We start from the raw sequence: 20241 nt of genomic DNA on the forward strand, positions 1-20241 counted from the left end.
GTCGATCAGTCCCGGTAAGGGAAACAGAGTGACCAGTGACATCGAATCACTGAGCGACTGTGGCACTTTGGGGTAGATGCAGTGGATAGAAAAGCGGTAAGGGCGATTCTAGTTGCACCCGTATTAGTGTCAACGAACAGCCTGAAGTCCGACGTAGTCGGCCGGCCAAAGTTCCCCGATCCACCGCTAAATCGGTGAATTCGTCACAACCTACACCCCCGCCGGGGTTCGGACCCGGTGGATCGGGGTGCGGGAATGCTCCCCGTCGTGGGGCATCTTTGGGCCAGACGCTGCAGGACATGCCGCGGCACTGACGAATACGGGGGCCAGTCTAATCCGCGGCGGCAACGCGTCGTGGCAATAAAAAAGACGCGGCGACGGGAAAACCCGCGGCCGCGTCGTTGGTTGGTGTCGGCGGTTCGTCGACGTCGGGGAGCGTCGGACGGTTTTCCGTTGCTACCAGATGTATTCGGTACCGAAGGAGAAGCCCTGGACGACCACCGAACCGATGTCCATGCCGGGGTCCACGCCGCTGGCGATGGGCGTGACGGCGAAGTTCTGCAGATAGTCGCCGTCCAGCGCTGCCCGGCCGACGTCGTCGATGGCGATCAGGTAATAAGCCGATCGGAAGGACCAGCTGTGGCTGAATCGATAGACCAACTTGGTCTGGAATTCGTACGCCAGGGTGCCCTTGTCGACGCTGCGGGCGAACGATTGGGTGCCCGCACCACCGTTGTTCAGCGAATTGGAGCTGACGGTCAGTTGCGAATCGATATCGTTCTTCATCCAGGCAAACTTGTTTTCGATGCCCAGGCTGACGCCCGGCATGACCATCCACCACAAGTCGCCGCCGATCTGAGCTCCGAACAGATTGTTCTTCACGGCGTCGCTGCCGTTGAAGAAGTCGTTGGGCGATGCGGAGGCGTTCAGCGTGTTGATGCCCAGGCCGTTGTCGTATCGCAGGTAGCGAAGACCGAACAGCCACGATCCTTGGAAGCGACAGTAGGGTCCGACGGTGCGACGACGGTAGTTGAATTCACCGCTGTGGAAATCGCCCCACGACGAAGCCGCCTGCATGGTCGATCGGTCGACATCGTCCAGACCGCCGGGCGGGTCGGTGCCAAAATCGGTGATGTAGCTGTACAAGTCGGTTCCGTTGACCTGTGCGTAGCCGCCCCATTCTTGGCCGCCCATGTAGGTCAATTCCAAGTTACCGCCGGGGCCGAAGATCCAAGCACCGCTGATGCGAATGCCGGCTTCCAGGTCGCCACCATCCAGGTTGTCGGTGGTCAACACGGCGGGGCCGCCCAGGCCGGCACCTTGCCGCGTGATCACGCCGCCGTTGCCAAGGCTGCTGGTATTGCGTCCCAGGAACAGGGCTTCGACCGACACGTCGTACCAGCGTTGCGAACAGCAACCGCCGTCGGTGTAGGGGGCCATCCAAGCCACAACCGCGGCCGGATTGAACGTTCCCAAGTGGTACCGAAGGGCGTCCCAAGTGCTGGTGTTGCAGCGTGGGATATTGCCCATCAAGCCGCCCGGCCCGCATGCCCCGCCGCCACAGGCACCACAGCCTGCACCGCCGCACATGCCACAGCCGCCGCCCATCGGGCCGCAACCCATGGGGCCACACCCCATGCCGCCGCCACAGGCACCGCAACCGCCGCCGCCGCACATGCCACAGCCCATCATCGGGCCGCCGGCACAGCTTTGGCATCCCATGGAATCACAGGAATCGCAGCCGGAGTTCAGCCAGCCGGGGCCGCCCTGAAGCAATCCGACTTGGCGGACGCCCGCCGGTCCCATGGGCTGCATGCCTCCCGCCGTCATGACACCGCTGGGAGCACCAGGGGCCATCATCAAGCCGGCCGGGCTGGCGAATCCGCTGCCCAGGAAGTCCACTTCGGATGACGGGTCGGACGGATGTGACGCCGTTGCGGTGCTAAAGCAAGCCACGGCGATGACCGCCATGATCCCGCCGCCCAACCAACGACGAATCCGTTTCGGCTTCGCCACTCTGTTTAATCGTTTCTGTTGAGTCATTCGTTGCATCGCAAACGTCTCCGCGGCCACCGCCGCCACAAATGTGCGCCCGGTCACGTCTTCGCCCAGCAGAGAATCACGTCGCAGCATGCACCGGCCACGCGGGCGTCGCCGAATCCGTTCAGCGATGCTCACGTGACACAGGTCGTCACGAATGTTTCCCCCCTTGGCGAAGCCCCCGAAATCCGGAAGGCTTTTCCATACGACTGACGACAGGGACGCCGAGCACAGACCCACGTCCTGTGGGTGCACGTCGCGGCGGTTGCCGAATAATCGCTTCAGGCGGACTTATCGGCACGAACTGACCCCGAGATTCGGTTATTCCGCGAGATCCGGGTGGGAAAAGTTTTCCGGTCCTGCCAATCGCTCTTGTCGCCCGCCGTTAAAATCGTTACCGCCCGCCGCCGGGGCGAAGTGCGGCTGGTCTGAAATTTCGCCTGGAAACAAGCTGCTTGATGACCCGTTCTGATCCGCTCCGTCCCGCCGAAAACGGTGCCCGCGAAACCCTGCGTCAGACCATCGATCGGCTCGGGCCGCCGCCACCAGCGGTCGCTCAGCGGTGGGTCCGCGATCTGGCCGATCGCGACCGATCGGATCCCGTTTTCGCGATTCATCCGCCGGGTAAAGATGCGTGGGACCACTTGGCGATCCGGCGCGACGGCCGGCTGTCGGTCTCCGCCGACCTGGATGGTCCGGCCGACACGCAGCGTCCGATCGATGCTGCCGATTCCGGGCTGTGGTTGCAAAAGCTCGCCGAATCGCTGGGCGTGGCCGACTCCGCGGGGGATGCGACACCGATTTCAACGGCCGGATCGGCGGAACGCTTGTCCGCAGACACCAAGCCGGCTGACGTTGCATTTCCGACGGACGACGACGCGTCGGATGCCAGTGACGAAAACTCGGCCGGCACCGACGATGCCCTGCCCTGGACGTTCGCTCAGTCGGGTGACGTAACGACGCCAACGACCGATGTTACGGACAGTGAATCGCCTGGAAAACGCCGAAAATCGTCCGCCGGGAAGTGGGGGGCTGCTGCGGCGGCGACGCTGGTGATCGCCGGTGTGGGCTACGTCGCCACACGACCCGCATCGCCGACGTCGGATTCCCAAACGCAACCGGCCGATGCCCGGGCGTCGACCAACGCGATCGATTCGACCGACCCTGGGCCGGAGCCGCAGGAATCGATGGAGCTGGTCGAATCCTTTGACGAACCAGCGGCCGTCCCACGAACTTTGGACTCGGCCGATGTGCCCGGTGACGATGACGACTTGACCGGGCAATTGCTGGCAGGCGGCCCGATACCGGGATTGGATCTAACGCCGCCCGCATTGAGTTCCACTCCGACAGCCGAAGGCGACGACACCGCAACGCCGCCAGACCCGGCCGACACCATGGGGCTGAACGATCCCCTGTTGACCGGTCCCAATCTGTCGTCCAGCGGCGACGTGTTGCCCGATCCGGGAAACATGGGCCAAACGATGGGTGAATCGGTCGCCGATCCCACGGCATTGCCGCCGGACTGGGATGAAGAATCCGGTGTCGACGACGGCGATGAGATGCCACAGGATTCCGCCGACGATCTGCCCGTCGCTGCGACCGGAGGCGATGCCGAACCCGTCGATCCGATCGCCGTCGTGCTGGATTCGACCGACCAGACGCATGCTTTTGACATTTCCACCGCGGATCTGGATCGTGAAACCACGCTGGAAATCCAAGTGCGAACCCCCGATTCGGTCAGCCCGCATTGGGTGATGCCCATCGCAGACGCTTCGCCCCGGCGTTGCCGTGGTGTGGTGGCTTTATTCCCCAGCGATGCCGAAGTCCTGCCGGCCGCCGGGTTCGGCTTTCCCGTGCTGGCGGTCAGGCTGGATGTCCGAACCGGCAGCAAGATGAGTGTGCGGACACGGTATGCCGTTCGGCTGGGGCCGATGACGCCGTGGCTGGAAGTGACCACCGGCCAGATGGAGGCTTATGCCGCAACGGTGGCCAGCCAAGCGGTGCAGCTGGACCGGTTTCTGGCCCAGATTGATCGCATCGAAATGTCGTCGCTATCGGGCAGCCAGCGAGCGGAGATCCGGCAACGACGCGACACCGTCAAGCAGGCGTCGCAGCGGATCAGTGACTTGGGTGACCGCGTTGCCAAGCTGGTCACGCTGGTCCATGACGTCGCCGCCGAAGCGAAGATTGACGTCCGTGTGACGGGCAGCCAGGGCGAAATCTTGACGACCCAGTAGCCTGGTCCGTGCCGACCCAACAGCAGACGGTCAGCCCGGTGGCAAAGCGAATCCGCCTTCGGTCCCACCAGTGGCGGGCGACGGTTGCGATGCGGCCGGCGGCGCCTGAGTGTTCGCGGTCGGCGTGGTCGGAGCCGGTGCCGCTTGAGTCGTCGGAGCTTGAGCCGGTGCCGTCGGGGCGGCCGCTGGCTGCGGCGATGGCGTGGTGGCCGATGCCGGGACCGTCGTCACGCCGTAGGGCGAAATCCGGTACGTCGGCAATTGGCCTGTCGCATCGGTTTTCGGCGCGGAAACCGTCTGGGCAGGTGCGGCGGGCGCGGTCGCCGTGGGCGTCGCGGGTGCCGCAGCAATACGCGTTTCCGGATCGCTGGCTCCCGGCCATGACGGCTGTCCCGGCTGTGCGGGAGTGTTGCCGGGCGTTGTTCCACGCTGGATCTGGGCCAGCATTTCCTTGGAACGCTCGACGGCCTTTCGCGTGGACGGGTCAGCCGACTGATCCGCCTCGTACTTCATCGCCAGATTCAACTGTTGGGTTGCTTGGGGCACTTGCCCCTTGCGATAAAACAGGTACGCCATGTTGAAGTGGGCCACGGCCGGTTGATTGGCTTCCGCCAACGTCTTCATGGCGGCTGCGGGATCGCCTGATTCGAACTGGACGCTGGCCAGGTTGTTCACGTATCGCGACGTTCCCGGTGCCAGATTCAAGGCTTGTTGCAGCGTTTGGACCGCGGGGCCGTGCTGGCCCAACCGGCTAAGGGTCAGCCCCAAATCGTTGTACAGCCCGGCGTCCTTGGGGTTCTGCTGAATCGCTTGGTGAAAGTGTTTGGCCGCTTCGGTGTGGTTGTTTTGCCGGAAATGCAGCCGGGCAACGCTGGCCAGAGCCGCCGCATCCTTGGGATCGGTTTCCAAGGCTCGGTCGTACGCTTCCATCGCACGCTGGAAGTTCCCCGTCGATTCCCAAAGCTGACCGTTGGCCACATAGACTTCCGAACTGATATCGTCCGGCTCGTTGGTCAGGCTAAGCGGATCGTCTTCGGCAATCGTTTCACCATTGGCCTCGGCCTGATCGCGGGTGAACACACCGGTGATCGATTGTCCGGTCTTGCTCAATGCATTCCGCGTCGACGAACTGACCGTCGAAAAGACGTTCTTTTCCTCTTTCTTGGCAATCGCTTCGCTGCCGTCGAATCCGACCGGGGGTGCACCGGTGGTGTCTTTTCGCGAAAACGGGTTCATCGATGCCAGCGACATGCCGCCGGTCGAACACCCGGTGCTTGCCACCGTGCCACAAGCCAACAGACAGGCCAGCCACGCACGGCGAACGCCGGTGCTGCGTTTGGTTGCAATAGTCTTCTTCATGCGAATTCGATTCCCCGGGCGACGCGTCACCGCGAACGCTGCCCATCCTGGATAACGTGGCGCGATTTGTACCGTTGGTAGGAATCGACGCAATCAGATTGATTCTTCAGCCTGAACGGGTTCTTTGTGCCAAGACGCGTGAGAATTTTCCTGCGGTTTGATCACGCCGTCTGCGCGTCCACCGCCCGCACGGTCATGCCGAACCGTCACCCAGCGGGGTGGGCCGTGGAAACACAGCATCGACGGGCGCACCGCGTGAAACATCCACACAAACCCAAAAAGGCCGCGACCGCGTTACCAAAACTGGGAAACGCGGCCGCGGCCATGGTCGTCCGATCAAGACGTCTTGGTTGAACCCGTCACGCGATCACGGGCCGGATGAACCACCACTTGCACCGGAGGCCGTGGTGATGCCCGATGTTCCCGCCGCCGTGGTCGACGGCAGGACAGGTGCGGGCAAGCGATTGAGCCATTCGCGGTGAATCTTTTCCGCCCAAGGTCCGGGAGCGGACGGCGGTTCGATGTGCGTCACCATGACTCGTGGCGGTGCACCGTTGAAGTGCAAACGCTGCAACATGTCGTGGACCGAAGTCACGCGGGCTTGCGTTTCTTGATCGTTTTCACCTTGCAAGACGTACACCGCGCGGCGTTGCTCGGGGGCCTGGGTCGCGATCCACTTGATACGCTCGCGTCCGGCCGCCAACAACGCACCATCACCCCGTCGGAACAGGTCGTGTCCGATCGTATTGTGGGCCCGCCACCCGTTGTGTTTCATCACCTCAAACGGTGCCATCGTCTGTGCCGCGTCGACTTCGGTGAACGGTTCAGGCCAGGCACGGTTGCGGGCGTATTTGATGTGGAAGCTGTGCCAGAAACTGTGCCAATCCGCCGACGCGGTGGATGCACCCAGCACGATCAGCGTCAGCGGCAACAAGACACGCACTGTGCGGCGGGTCAATCCGATCCGTCCGAATCGTTGCGTCAAGACGGCGGCTTTGGCGGAGAACTGGGTTTTCATACCGCATCGATTCCGTTCGAGGGGTGGGTTGGGTCCAATCACCTACGTTCAAGCAATCGACCGGCGCGGGTGGCTACCTTTTCTAACAATCGAAATTCTGAAACCACGATCCGGTTGCCCGAGCGAAAAGTCGTAGTCAATCGGCACAGTTTCCCAGATGGGGGCCTGCGGACGAGGCGTTCACATGTCTTCCAGTGGCGTGACGACAATGCGTTGGTCAAAGAATTCGATGACATCACCGATCGACAACTGTTTACGTCGACGTGTTTCGACTTCGCCGTTGACCGTGACATCGCCCGATTGGATCAACTGTTTCGCTTCGCCACCGGTGCCGACCAACCCGCTGCGTTTCAGCACGTCGTCCAGCCGAATGATGCCGGCCGGGGGCACCGGTGTGGTTTCGGGCGGATCGGACCGTGGGGTGTCATCAGAATCGGGCATCAGCTGTCATCACGATCCGACGCATCCCGCGCGGGAAACTGGGATCGGTCCAAATCGGGCATGGAATATCCGGGCACTGAATCGTCGCGATCGTCGGGACGATGCAGCAGCCGCAAGAAGTCGTGCGATTCCAAAGCGTCGTCCAGCAACAGGTCCGGCTTCGCTAGACGCAGTGATTGCAAGGCTTCTTCGGACAAACCGCAACCCCGCAAATTGACCACCCGCAGCGCCGGATACTTCGCCAAGACGTCGATCGCGTTGGACGGCAACTTGCATTCGCTAAGGTCCAGATAACGCAATTCTTCCAATCCCGCAAAGCTTTCCAATGCGGGTGATCCGATGGGACGCCCCGCTTCGTCGATCCCGTCCAGATCCAATCCGCTTAATCCAAGAGCCTTCAAACGTTCCAATCGTCCCAGTGCTTGAAGCATGGATTCCGACAGATCGGTCTTGGCCAGTCCCAGGCCCTGCAACTGTCCACAAGACAACAGGTTGGGAATCGCGGCATCGCTGATCAGGCATTCATCCAGCACCAGCGTGTTCAACGATGCCGGGACGTCCCACGAATTCAAAAATTCATCGCCCAGCGGACAGCCCGTGATGTCAACCTGACGCAGCAGTTTCATCTGCTTCATGCCGCCAAACGAATCCGCCGCAGCGACCGGACGAATGATCGCCAGCCGTTTCATCTGATCGGCCTGCAAAACTTCGGACACCGACGTGTCATCGCAATTGGTGCCGCCACTGGCGAACCACTGCAAACCTTTGACACCGGAAATTTCGCATTCGCACTGGTTCGGGATGCCCAGCCCGCCAAGCTCCGGAACGTCCTTGATGCGGACTTCGCGTGATTGGTCGGACAACAGCATCGGCGTTCGGAAACGCGGCAAACGCACCAAACCCAAAACCTGTGTCGGCATGGATTGGAAATCCCCGATGCGGATCTCGGCCAAATGCTCGTGATCGGAAAATGCCAGGGCGTTGGCCGCTTCGGGGCTGATCGTCAGCCGGACCAAACTGGCGAATGCGTGATTGATCCAGGCAAACGTTTTCGGAGTCAACGGAACAGCGGTCAGATTCAACTCTTGTAGCCCGATCATCGATTCCAGCGTTCGCATGCTGGCCAAATCGATTTGGGCGCCGGTCAAATCCAGCCGCTTGATGTTGACGTTGTAGGTCAGCGGTTCCAGCTTGACGTCGTCCAGTTTCATTCCCGGCAGCGCGACCTGTTCGGGATCCTTGAACTCGGCCAACGATTGCAGCAGTTTTTGCCGAACGTCACGATCGATCGGCGGAACATCCGCGTCGCGACTCAAGCCCGCTTTGGATCCAAGCAGAACCAAGTATTTCAAATCTTTGCACTTTTCGATTGTGAAGATCCCGATCGATTTTGCGTCCAAGACCAGCGATTCCAATCCGTCACAGTCGAACAGCGATGTGTTGGTGACCCAGGGGGCCAGCGGGCGTGATGGTTTGCCATCGGATCCGGCGGTCGTGATCTCCGGCGGACCGCTGGGGCCACGGAATCGGACGATCTTGCCCAAATCGACGTCGTCGACCGCGTAGACGCCACGGAAAACGCTCAGATCACGGGCGCTAAAACTGATTCTTTGTCGAGGCGAAACCAGGATCGATTCCAACGTCGGACAGTCCGCCACGGACATCGAAAGCACATCGGGGTTGGTGCCATTTTTTCGCCGCAAAAGCGCGATGCGACGCAGGTTGCTCCATTCACGGACCTGAATGATCTCGCTGCCGTATTCGGGGCACTCCAGAATCAGTTCACGAATCCGGCGACGCAACGATTTGACGTCGCCGATGCCGCCGTAGGTCGTGTCGGTCCCCAGCAAGCACAGGCGGCTGATGCGTTCGATCTGGCTTAACGGACGCAGCGAATCGTCGCTAACCGGACAGTCGGACAAATTGATCTGCGAAAGGATTCGACAATTCGCCCAAGTCTCCAGCGTCTCCGGTGCAATGCCATGTTTTCGAACCGACAGGTCCTGCAGGTAACGCAGTGTCGGCAGCCTTCGAAGCTTGGCTTCGTCATAGGTGCCGCTGAACAACCGCAGCGAACGCAATTCATTTTGCTGCAAAGCCAAGTCCAGCAGGTCGTCATCCGGCTTGGCCAAACTGGCCAAGACGATCCGCATTCGTGAACGTGCCAGAAAGTCCGGAGTGATCGGAGCGACGATCCTTGGCAAAAATGCCATTTGGACCACTTGCCCGCGTTCTCGCAACTTCTTGGCGGCCGATTGATCGGACAGGTAATGGGCGTGCAGCACCGCAAAATAGGCAAAGATGGCGATCGCCGCGGCTGCGGTGGCCACGGAATAGGTGGCTTTGCGTTTCCATCGTTTGGCGCGTCGTAGGTGTTGACGCCGTGGCCAAAAATACAAACCGACGGCGACCATCAGTGCGACGCCCACCAAAAAATCAGCGGCCAGTTTCAACAGGTTCCATTTACCGATCGATTGGGCGCCGAAGGAGTGACCCGAATAGAACGAGAACGGCCAGCCCGCTTTGGACGGTGGTTCCAGCGTGCTGACATTGATCGGAAACTCGATGGCCGATGCGTCGTACTGGCCTTCGGTCAACACGGCGACGTGCTGGAACGGCAAGTTCAAAATCACCAACAGTGCCAGTGTGACGGCCAAAGCAATCTCGAAAGCTGCCTTCTGATAATCGCTGGCCGACGGGTCGAACCGGATCGGATTCTTCCAGCGGCGCCAACGAAATAGACTGGAACCTCGGCTCCTGCGGCGACGGCTGCGTCGACTACTCATCGCTAATTATTTAAACCCCATTTTCTTGGCTGCAACGGCCGCGTCCCTTGTCGCTCTGGCTGCGGATCGTCCGGCAGCTTAATTCATCGCGACTTACCTCGACCGGGGTAGTCGGGGATTGATGGGGTTCCTGGTGCGTTCGTTCGTGCGAACTTTCGGCCTGTGACGATTGTGACGCCGGCTCAAAGGCTGACCAGCCGTCCGTCGACCAATTCCATCTGGCTGTCCATGGATTCGGCCAGTTTTTCGCTGTGAGTCACGGTCACAAGAATGGCTCCGCTGGCTTTTTGAAGATCCAGTAAAAGCCGGGTGATGGTTTCCGCAGTCCGCCGATCCAGGTTCCCGGTGGGCTCATCGGCCAGAATCAACGACGGTTCCATCAGCAACGCGCGGGCGATCGCCACACGCTCGCGCTCGCCGCCGCTTAACTGACCGGGCAAGTGTCCCCGTCGATCGGCCAGTCCGACCGCATCCAGCAACTCAATCGCCTTGGTTTGCCGCGTATCGTCGACGCGCCCGGCGGCCAGTGTCGGCACCAAGACGTTTTCGATCACATTCAGGTGCGGCAACAAATGGTGGTCTTGGAAAACAAAGCCGATGTTTTGGTTTCGGAATGCCGCCAAAGGGCGCGGCGACAATTCCAAGGGTGCGCGGCCGGCGATCAGGAACTCGCCTGAATCCGGACGATCCAGCGTGCCCAGGATTTGCAGCAGCGTGCTTTTTCCGCTTCCACTGGGCCCAACGACGGCAACCGATTGACCAGCATCCAGCCGCATCGATAAGTCTTTCAAGACATGCAGCGGACCACTGGGGGTCGGATAGCTCTTGCACAGATCGCGGACGACAAGTTCGGATGTCGTCCGCGTCGTTGTGGGGTCATTGGACATTCCGGTCCTCGGCGGATTGGGAATCCAGCCCTGTCATCGCGACCAACGATAACGTGGCCAGACCATAGAACGTGTATTCAACGTCGGCGGTTTGATCCAAGGCGAAACCGTGGAATCCGCCTTCGGCCTGCATCGACAATGCGTAGGCGTTGATTCTAGATAGTGATATCAGGTTGCGATGCCGGGCGGGATCCAGCCCCAGATCGATCAACGTGATCAGCCCCGTGCAGGTGCTCAGCAGATCCGCAAACGGGATGCGGGTATTGGCCGCCAGGCCGCCTTCGTCGGATTGTTGCTGGGCCAAGAATTCAAACGTGTCCCCATGATCGGCGACCTCAAGCGAGTCCAACGCCTTCAACGTTCCGATCGCGGCAGCGGTCGGGTTCACACCGGCTCGTTTCGCCGCGCGAATCTCCAGAAAGCCGCCGTCGGGATGATGCTGTGAATGGATGAAGTCGATCACCCGGTCGGATTCGGGGACCGGGCGCTGCAACAGTTGGTAACAGAGCACGGACAGGAACGTTTGATACGTGCTGCCGGCGCGGCCTTCGGGGCTCTTGGCGAAGCCACCGTCACTGGTCCGCAATTGACACAGCAATTGATCGACGTTGTTTCGCCATGTGTCATCATCGTCATCGATGACGACCACGCCGGAAGCCAGTTCCAGTACCGCCGCGGCGAAGATCAGCGAGATTAGATCCACGATCCCTTCGCGACCGGCCAAGCGTCCGCGCAAAAATTCCCCGCAACGTGATCCGATCGCTTCGTCCAAACGCCCCAGGATCCATAGTGAACGAACCGCGAATGCGGTGTAATAGGGATCGCTTTCGCCTTCGCGACCGCCGAACCCGCCATCGCTTTGTTGTTGGCGGACAAGCCAGTCGGCATGGCGATTTCGCAGCGATGCGTCCAGGTTTGCGGCACCCAAGGCAAGTCGCAGCGTCAGTTCGTGCAGATAGGTCGACGTGGGGCTGGACAAAACGCGGTCGATCAGCAGAGGAAGTTTTGATCAGATCGGGCCGGGCGACTGTGGCGTCGTCGTCAAAGGTTCGCCGACATTTCGGCCGCCGTGAATGGACGATGCGGGACCGATCTTATTGGATGCCGGGGCCCTAAGCCGAACCCTGTGGGTTGAAATAGTCTGGGGCGGCTCCTTCCTTCCACTTGATGTTACAGCCCAGCGATGCCTTTTGGTCGGCATCGGGTTGCCGGCCGGCAAGCACCGCATCAAGGGCGGCCCGCAAATCACGCCCGGTCACCGGCACGTCGGATCCCGGCCGGCTGTCATCCATTTGTCCGCGATAGACCAACTTGTGATCGGCATCGAAGACAAAAAAATCAGGCGTGCAGGCGGCCGCATAAGCCTTGGCGACCGACTGATCGGCGTCGTAGGCATACGGGAATGCGTAGCCGCGATTGGCTTTTTCCGCCTTCATCGCCTCGGGGGAATCATCCGGATGTGCTTCCACGTCGTTGCTGCTGATCGCGACGACGCCCACGCCCTTGCCCAAATAGTCGTCGGCCAATTGTTTCAAGCCATCGGCGACGTGTTTGACATAGGGGCAGTGATTGCACATGAACACGACCAACAACGCTTTGCTGTCGGCAAAATCTGACAGGCTGACCGTGCCGCCATCACATTCGGGCAACGTAAAGTCAGGGGCCGCTGTTCCCAGCGGCAACATCGTGCTTGCGGTGCGAACCATCGTCGTGAAACTCTTGAAGGTCAGAAGGAAACGAACGGGCGATACGAAGTCAATGAAACAAATCGTCGCACCGGAGCAACGCTGGGTCACCCGGTGCATGGGGACTATTGCTGACTACCTAGTTGATCCTGCATTTCCTTGACGCGGTACAACAATCGTCCGGGCGTTCCCATCGCATGGAATCCGCCGTCCAAGTGCAAGATGTCACCACTGATGCCGTCGCTGTCATCGCTAAGCAGGAATGCGCCGGTGCGGCCGACTTCTTCGTGCGTGATGTTGCGGCCCATCGGCGCGATCTGCTCGTACATCTGCAGCATTCCGTCGACACCTGCGGCGCGACCGGCCAAGGTGCGTACCGGACCGGCCGACAATGCGTTGACGCGGATCCCGTCAGGACCCAATTCATAACACAGGTAACGGACCGTTGCGTCCAAGGCGGCTTTGCACACACCCATGACGTTGTAGCCGGGGACGCATTTTTCACCCCCATAGTATGTCATCGTCGCAATGGCGCCGCCTTCGGTCATCAAAGGTCGCGCCGCCCGGGCGCACGCAATCAACGTATATACACTGGCGTCCATCGCCAGTTTGAAGCCGTCGCGACTGGAGTTGATCGTGTCACGTGCCAAGTCGTCGCGGTCGGCGAAAGCGATCGAATGCAGCATGAAATCGATTTTGCCGAACCGCTCCTTCGTTTCGTCGAAAACTGTGCGGATGTCCTCGTCCTTTGTCGCGTCCATCGGCAGCAGGAAAGCCGCGTTCTCCTCCGGGTCGGTCAACTGGGCGACCCGACGTCGGTTTCGCTGACGGTCGTCATCGGGGCGATCGGGCAGGTGGGTAAATCCACAAACGCCGCCCTGCTGCATGATCCGTTTTGCGATAGCCCAAGCGATCGAATGGTCGTTGGCTACCCCCAGAATCAGTCCTTTTTTCCCTTGAAATTGCATTAATTAAACGTCCCGGCAAACTGAAAATTCGATGGATCTCGGCCTCATCGGGCCTCGCGGTGGTTCAACAACATACCGATCCGATGTCGGTCTCGACCATCCGAGCGAATCGGAAAACCGGTCCAGATTGTTGCAATCGAATCAATCCTTGTCGCGACTAGGCCATCCTCGGTCGTCTCAGGCTCCCTTTTCTTGGCTCCTCATTGCTATGCGTGATCGAATCGCCACACCGGCTTCTGCCCCCATGGCGGCCAGCGATTTCGCCGCTCACCGCTCGCGATTGTTGCGGACCGACGGCGCCGGCGGACATCCCCAAGGTGGCCAACCCCATCGTGCAGGCCGATCTATGTCACTTGTGAATGCTGAAGGCGCAGCAGACCTTTTGGGTGCCCTGCTGGATATTCCCGACACGCAAGACGCGCGGTCGCGGTACCTTTCGAACGTGCTGACGGGATTTCGCGATTTTTTCGCGGTCCAAAGCGTCACGTTGGTCCTCGGACGCGACGGACGCTGGGAAGTCGACGCGACCGCGGGGACGACCGTCGAATCGGGTGATTCGATGCGTTCGTTGGCCAACACCCTGCCCCTGACCCAGATCTCCGAAGCCGTGGATACCGGGCGGATCTCAGTCGACGATGACGTCTGTGTGGTCCCACTGTCCGAAGGGCCCGATTCCGCCCGCCAGTCCGCCGCCCTGGTCATTCATGGCGCGATCGATCGGGCGCGACAGGACATGATCGGTGACGCCGCGGCTTGGATGAGTCGCATGCTGGTTCATGTCGAGGCATCCCAGAATCACCGACGACGGATCGAGCAACAGAATCTGGTTCTGGAGGCGTCCGCCCGCTGGCAACAGTCCGAATCGGACGAAGCCCTGCTGAAGGCCATCGCCGACACCGCCTGTCAATTGCTGCACTGTGAACGCGCCAGCATCTTTTTGTGGGACCGGCGACGCGGCGTATTGGTCGGGCGTCCCGCCCTGGGCATCAACGGGCAAACCTTGGAAGTCCCCGACAATGCGGGCATCGTCGGCGAAGTTTTACGGACGCGAAAGCCGTGTTTCTGGACCGACAAGTCGGACAAGGAAAACCGGGTCAATCGCAACATCGATGCTTCGTTGAACTTTCAGACCCGATCGTTGCTGGCCGTCCCGATGGTCGGTGAACGCGACCAAGTGCTGGGTGTTTTCGAGGTCATCAATCACCAACACGACTCCTTTGCCGACGCCGATGCGGCCTTGTTGACCGATTTGGCGGTTCACGCGGCTGTCGCCATCACATCACTGCGAGTGAAAACGAAGTTGGCTAAGAGCCGCGATCGATTGCTGAAGGACGCCGCGTCGTCCTCGGTGATGATCGGCCAGCATGCCACGATTCGGGCGGTCCGCGAAAATGCGTCGAAAGTCGCCCAAAGCGATTTGGCCGTTCTGATCCGCGGCGACAACGGCACCGGTAAAGAAGTGGTGGCCCGAAACATCCACTTCCAAAGCGAACGTCGCGAAGGCCCCTTCATCGCGGTCAATTGTGCGGCCTTGGTCGAATCGTTGTTGGAAAGTGAATTGTTCGGCCACGAGGAAGGGGCGTTCACCGATGCCCGGCGGACTCGAGTCGGTCAATTCGAAGCGGCCAGCGGCGGCACCCTGTTCCTGGACGAAATCGGCGACATGTCCCTGGCCGGACAGGCCAAATTGCTGCGGGTGTTGGAAGAAAAGGTCATCGTCCGTGTCGGCGGCACCCAAACCATCCCCGTTGACGTCCGTGTCATCGCGGCCACCAATCAGCCGCTGGAAGATTTGATCCGCAATCAGCGTTTCCGCGAGGATTTGTTCTTTCGCTTGAACGTGGTTCCGATGAATCTGCCGCGATTGGTCGACCGTGGCGAAGATGTACTGATTTTGGCGGAACACTTTTTGAAACAGTTCCGCTACGAAGCAGGCCGCGTCGATCTGAAGCTAGCCGACGACGCCAAGGTCGGCATGTTGCGTTACAGTTGGCCTGGCAACGTTCGCGAACTTCGCAACGCGATGGAACGTGCGTGCTATCTGTCGACCGGCGACGAAATTTCGCTGCCCGATTTGGGGTTACGGGGCGGTCAAATCAATTCCCGCGGCGGCAGCAGCATGAACCGCCTGTTGGATGCCGGAAATGGCGAACTGGATCGGCTGACCGAAGCGACGCGGGAATTCCAGATTCGTCACATCAACGGGGTCATCGAATCGGTGGGAGGCAACATGACCGCCGCGGCGGAAAAGCTGGGGCTGCACCGATCCAACCTGTACCGAAAGATGCGCCAGCTCGGCATGTCGACCTCGGGCGGCTAAACTCGCGGGGCCTTCATCACACGCCCCACACGATTTAACGGCATCGATCTGTGTCTTCACCGGCTGACGATTCCGCGTCTGAACCCATCGCCCCCAAGTTTCCATCACCCCAGCCGAAGCCGCAACGGCTGGGACCGCTGGACTGCATCGTGGTTGATGGTGGCCCGAAACCTTCGATCCCGGTCGTTTTGTGTCATGGGTATGGCGCGCCCGGGCACGATTTGGCTTCGCTTTCTGTGGAATGGTTGAATTTGTTGGGGGATCGCGGCGGCCATTTTCGGTTCGTCTTTCCCGCCGCTCCGTTGACGCTGGCCGAAATGGGGATGCCCGACGGACGTGCGTGGTGGCCACTGAACATGGCCCGTCTGCAACAGCTGGCCGGGGCGACCAGTCTGGACGGACTGTACGACGAAATCCCGCCGGGAATCGATCAAGCACGCGACGCACTGGCCCAAACGCTGGCGGAGGTTTTCAAATCGATCCAAAGCGACGCGGGCCGGCCTTGGGCGCTGGGCGGGTTTTCCCAGGGAGCCATGCTGACCATGGACACGGCCCTGCGATCGGACGTCGGTCCACCGCCACTGTTGCTACAGTTCAGTGGGGCATTGATTTGTCGTCCACAGTGGACCCAGCACCTGGACCGCCTGAACGCAAGTCGCGTATTGCAGTCGCACGGTCGCATGGATCCAATTCTGCCGTTCCAAGGTGCCCAGGCGTTGCATGAAATGTTGGCCGGTGCCGATGTCACGGCGACACTGCATTCCTTTGATGGGCCCCACACGATCGACATCGATGCGGTGGCTCAGTCGGCCGTCGCCTTGGCGGACTTGGTCGGCCGCTAAGCATTGGATCAGACGCCAGCATTGGCGTGGTCGCTGGGAACACCGCCATCGCTCGGGCTCGTAACACTCGGGCCGTATGATTCGGGTCCTTATAACTCGGGCTCATGTCACCCGGGCCGATCCGTGACGGGCTAGCTTCTATTTCCAGCCGAATGGCTGATCGATGAATTTTCGGGCCGAAGAAATGAACACGATGAATCGTCAAAGACCGGTGACATCGGGCCGTCCGATCGACGGCGATCTGGATCTCCAAGCCCACCGCGACTTGGTCGAAGGTTTTTCTGGTCAGTGCGTGATGGAATTGATGTCCGGACAATTGCACGAGATGTGTGAATTGGCCAGCGTTTTGTCGACCGATCGCTTGGACACCGTCGATCCGCCTTATCGATGGACGCTCCGCCAGATGTTTGCTCACTTGGTCGATGCCGAACGCATCTTCGGCGATCGGATGCTGCGGGTCGCGGCGGGTGATCGCACGGATTTGCCGTCCTGGGACCAGGATGCTTACGCCGACGCTCGATTCGGCCTGGGCAATTTCGGGCAACTGGTTACCGAACTCGGCCACCTTCGGCAAGCAAATTTGCTGCTGCTGCGACGGTTAACGCCCAAGGCATGGGACCAGCGGGGCAATGTCGGGGGCAGCCCGATCACGGTGCGAGGTCTGGCCTGGGTTTGCGCCGCCCACATGGACCACCATTTCAAGATTGTCCGGCAACGCGGTGACGTCGCTTCGCCCGACGACGAAGCCAAGACGGGTGGTTTTTGAGTGTTGGTAGTGGCGGAAATCACTGCTGGGCTATTTGGCAAGTCGTTTTTGTGTCGCTGATTCTGTTTTCATCAAAAAATCTTGAGTCCACGCCCTGATTTCGTTGTTTGCGGTTCCGGTAGCCGTTAGGTTCGATGATTAGCGGTTTGATCAAGCCGCCCGATCGGTGGTCGGTACCGCTGTCCATCGATGGGTCATTAGCGGTCCCGGAATCGTGCCGGCCGCAACGTAATTATTCAGCGGAGTTTAGATTCATGCGGAAGTTTTTCTGTCTGTGTGCGGCAGCTTGTCTGACCGCGTTTGCCGTCGGTTGCAGCGAACCGGAGGCACAAGTGATGCCTGAACCCACGGCCGAGGAGGAGGCCAGGATCAATCAGGAAGAGATGGAAAACGAAGCACTGATGGAAGATCCCAGCGAACGCTAAGTCACCACAACGGTCCCCAAACGGGGACCGTTTTTTTGTGGACTGATCGACGCCACGTCGCGACGAGCGTCCAAGTGGATCGGCGAACCTGCCCGCGTTTTTCCAAGGTGTTCATCAGCGTCATGCATCTTGGTTTGCTTTTCCAATTGGGTCGGCGGTGTGTAGCGAGTTTTTTGTTTTCGGCCGATTCGGCCTCCTTTTTTCCTTATCCAAAAGGTTTTCTTATGCGTTCCAAAAACGCGTCAGCCGGCGGATTCACGCTGGTCGAACTTTTGGTGGTCATCGCCATCATTGGTGTTTTGGTCGGGCTGTTGTTGCCTGCGGTGCAGTCCGCACGCGAGGCGGCTCGTCGAATGAGTTGTAGCAATAACTGCAAGCAAATCGGGCTTGCGTTGCACAACTATCATTCTGCGTTCAAAGGTTTTCCCAGCATGTCCCACGGGACATCCGGAAAGAAAAACACGACGTTTGGCAACGGGCACACCGGTGGTGCAAACTGGACCCACAACGCTTTGCGATTGTCGTGGACGGTCACGTTGTTGCCATTCATGGAACAGCAACCGCTGTGGGATCAAATCTCACAGCCGTATCAAGATGCGAATCCTGGTGGAAACCCGCCGCCGAACAACATTTGGCCCGCGATGGGGCCGCGGTCCTGGGTTGGTCACTATGAACCATGGCGGACGCAGGTCAGCACCTATCGCTGTCCCACCGACTCCGGTGCACAGCGTGGTAACGAACGTGCCCGCTTGAATTACGCCGGCTGTGTCGGCGACGCGGTTCGCGGGACCCACGGTGGTTGGGGCGATGAACGGAACCGCGGCTTTTTCCGTTGTCGTTACTGGCACAAGTTCCGTGACATGCTGGATGGTACCAGCAATGTGATCGCGATCGCCGAATTTGCAACCGACGCCGGCATCCGCGAAGTCAACGCCGGGGCCGCCATTCGTGTCTCTGGTTTGGCATCGCGGACGATTCCGCAAACCTGTCGTGATGAGGTGGTGGACCCGCAACGTCCACAGTTCTATCTGGCGACCGTGCAGCGTAGTGGCGTCGACCAGGGGACCGCCCGTGGCTTGCAGTGGAATGATGGGCTGCCGCACTTCAGCGGCTTCAACACCGTGATGGCACCCAATGGACCAAGTTGCCTTGGCAACGGAACCGGCACGTTTGGGATTTACACCGCCGGCAGCCGCCACCCCGGTGGTTGTCACGTGGTCATGGCCGATGGATCCGTCCACTTCATCAGCGACACCATTGATGCGGGGGATCAGACCAAGGGCCCCGTGTCGGCAACCGCAAGTGATCCGAATCGCTCGCTTCCCGGTGACCCCAGCCCGTACGGCGTCTGGGGGGCACTTGGAACTCGGAACATGCGTGAAACGGTCTCCATCGATGATGCTTGATTCACCAGGCGTCTAAACCCTGGGCGATGTCAGGGTAGCCGGTGTTGCAATAATGCCTCCGCTGTTTCGGATGATCCATCCATTCAGCGGAGGTTTTTTCATGCGCCCGGGCCGCACCCGATTGGTGGTGTTGGGTGGAAGGTGTTTTTGTTTCCGCGGATCGAAGGTGGAAGCTTTTTTAATGCCCGAGGGTCATAAGACGCACTATTTGGCACGGCAGCACGCCGACCTGTTGATCGGAAAAGCAATCGCGGTGTCCAGCCCGCAAGGACGATTTACCGACGACGCAAAACGTGTGGACGGCAAAACGCTGGTCGACGTGCACGCCGCGGGCAAGCATCTGTTTTACGATTTTGAAAGTGAAGAAACCGTTCACATTCGTTTGGGACGTTACGGCACCTTTCGTTTCGGCACGTTGCCACCGCCGCCGCCACGCGGGCTGGTCCGTATGAGGATGGTATTCGATGAAGGGACCATCGATCTGAACGGTCCCAGTCGATGCCGAGTGATCGGACCGGAGGAAGTCCGGACAATCATCCGTGGGCTGGGGCCCGATCCGCTGGCCGGTGGAAAACGGCAAGACGTATGGGCGACGATTCGGGAAAGTGGCAAACCGATCGCGACGCTGCTGTTGGACCAATCCATCATTGCGGGCGTTGGCAACATCTTTCGCGCCGAAGCACTGTTCGAAGCGAAGGTGCACCCGGCGGTTCCCGGCAACCAGTTGGACCCAAGGCAGTTCACGCGAATTTGGAAAGCTTTGCTGCGGATGATGAAAGTCGGCTTGAAGCACGGGCGGATCATCAGCGTGACACGATCGGAAGTGGATCGCCCGTTGTCAAAATTGAACGATCGCCAGCGTTTCCGAGTGTATGCATGCGATCACTGCGGAGTCTGCGGCAGCGCGATTGCCACGACATCGATTGCATCGCGAAAGATCTACTTTTGTCCACACTGTCAGTCACAGGGGTAAACATTGGACGCCGCAATGACGCGAGGCGTCGGGGCGATTAAATTTGACGGTGGATTGGCGGATCGCACCTGCAGTGTCGGGGCGATTC

16 protein-coding genes are annotated in these 20241 nt (G+C 60.0%); 7 read left to right on the forward strand and 9 right to left on the reverse strand.

Annotated features, from left to right (window positions below; genetic code table 11):
* Positions 1-456: 456 nt before the first annotated feature.
* Positions 457-2178, reverse strand: a complete 1722-nt coding sequence (locus Mal65_RS04535) for a BBP7 family outer membrane beta-barrel protein (RefSeq protein ID WP_145294106.1) — start codon at positions 2176-2178, stop codon at positions 457-459.
* Between the two features lie 320 nt (positions 2179-2498).
* Here Mal65_RS04535 and Mal65_RS04540 point away from each other — a divergent pair, with 320 nt between their 5' ends.
* Positions 2499-4277: a hypothetical protein gene (locus Mal65_RS04540; RefSeq protein ID WP_145294109.1), complete on the forward strand. Its 1779-nt coding sequence runs from the start codon at positions 2499-2501 to the stop codon at positions 4275-4277.
* A gap of 30 nt (positions 4278-4307) precedes the next feature.
* Here Mal65_RS04540 and Mal65_RS04545 read toward each other — a convergent pair whose 3' ends face one another.
* The 8 genes from Mal65_RS04545 to Mal65_RS04580 form a co-directional block, all read right to left on the reverse strand.
* Entirely contained in the window at positions 4308-5636 is a 1329-nt protein-coding gene (locus Mal65_RS04545) for a tetratricopeptide repeat protein (protein ID WP_196784559.1), read from the reverse strand.
* Between the two features lie 367 nt (positions 5637-6003).
* The gene (locus Mal65_RS04550) at positions 6004-6654 is read right to left on the reverse strand and encodes a hypothetical protein (RefSeq protein ID WP_196784560.1); all 651 of its coding nucleotides are present in this window, start codon (positions 6652-6654) and stop codon (positions 6004-6006) included.
* A 180-nt stretch (positions 6655-6834) separates the two neighbouring features.
* Entirely contained in the window at positions 6835-7095 is a 261-nt protein-coding gene (locus tag Mal65_RS04555) for an RNA-binding S4 domain-containing protein (protein WP_145294112.1), read from the reverse strand.
* Positions 7095-9881, reverse strand: coding sequence for a leucine-rich repeat domain-containing protein (locus Mal65_RS04560; RefSeq protein WP_145294115.1), 2787 nt, complete (start codon positions 9879-9881; stop codon positions 7095-7097). Before Mal65_RS04560 ends, Mal65_RS04555 begins: the two co-directional genes overlap by 1 nt.
* A gap of 182 nt (positions 9882-10063) precedes the next feature.
* Positions 10064-10768: an ABC transporter ATP-binding protein gene (locus tag Mal65_RS04565; protein ID WP_145294118.1), complete on the reverse strand. Its 705-nt coding sequence runs from the start codon at positions 10766-10768 to the stop codon at positions 10064-10066.
* A complete protein-coding gene (locus tag Mal65_RS04570) occupies positions 10758-11747 on the reverse strand; it encodes a prenyltransferase/squalene oxidase repeat-containing protein (RefSeq protein WP_145294120.1) in 990 nt (329 codons plus the stop codon). Before Mal65_RS04570 ends, Mal65_RS04565 begins: the two co-directional genes overlap by 11 nt.
* 133 nt (positions 11748-11880) lie before the next feature.
* A complete protein-coding gene (locus Mal65_RS04575) occupies positions 11881-12474 on the reverse strand; it encodes a thioredoxin family protein (protein ID WP_145294123.1) in 594 nt (197 codons plus the stop codon).
* Between the two features lie 104 nt (positions 12475-12578).
* A complete protein-coding gene (locus Mal65_RS04580) occupies positions 12579-13421 on the reverse strand; it encodes an enoyl-ACP reductase FabI (protein ID WP_145294125.1) in 843 nt (280 codons plus the stop codon).
* A gap of 346 nt (positions 13422-13767) precedes the next feature.
* Here Mal65_RS04580 and Mal65_RS04585 point away from each other — a divergent pair, with 346 nt between their 5' ends.
* The 6 genes from Mal65_RS04585 to Mal65_RS04605 all read left to right on the forward strand — a co-directional run bounded on the left by Mal65_RS04585 (position 13768) and on the right by Mal65_RS04605 (position 20153).
* Positions 13768-15741 (forward strand): sigma-54-dependent Fis family transcriptional regulator, encoded by a 1974-nt coding sequence (locus Mal65_RS04585; protein WP_196784561.1) that lies wholly within the window; start codon positions 13768-13770, stop codon positions 15739-15741.
* A 50-nt stretch (positions 15742-15791) separates the two neighbouring features.
* Entirely contained in the window at positions 15792-16583 is a 792-nt protein-coding gene (locus Mal65_RS04590; protein WP_196784562.1) for an alpha/beta hydrolase, read from the forward strand.
* Positions 16584-16776: 193 nt separating this feature from the next.
* The gene (locus Mal65_RS04595) at positions 16777-17349 is read left to right on the forward strand and encodes a DinB family protein (RefSeq protein ID WP_196784563.1); all 573 of its coding nucleotides are present in this window, start codon (positions 16777-16779) and stop codon (positions 17347-17349) included.
* 254 nt (positions 17350-17603) lie between these two features.
* The gene (locus tag Mal65_RS26345; protein ID WP_165701066.1) at positions 17604-17774 is read left to right on the forward strand and encodes a hypothetical protein; all 171 of its coding nucleotides are present in this window, start codon (positions 17604-17606) and stop codon (positions 17772-17774) included.
* Positions 17775-17998: 224 nt separating this feature from the next.
* On the forward strand, positions 17999-19180 hold the full coding sequence (locus Mal65_RS04600) for a DUF1559 domain-containing protein (protein ID WP_145294130.1): 1182 nt from the start codon (positions 17999-18001) through the stop codon (positions 19178-19180).
* 181 nt (positions 19181-19361) lie between these two features.
* Positions 19362-20153 (forward strand): Fpg/Nei family DNA glycosylase, encoded by a 792-nt coding sequence (locus Mal65_RS04605; RefSeq protein ID WP_145294133.1) that lies wholly within the window; start codon positions 19362-19364, stop codon positions 20151-20153.
* Positions 20154-20241: the final 88 nt, after the last annotated feature.

Origin of the sequence: Crateriforma conspicua (assembly GCF_007752935.1) — a bacterium.
GTDB lineage: Bacteria > Planctomycetota > Planctomycetia > Pirellulales > Pirellulaceae > Crateriforma > Crateriforma conspicua.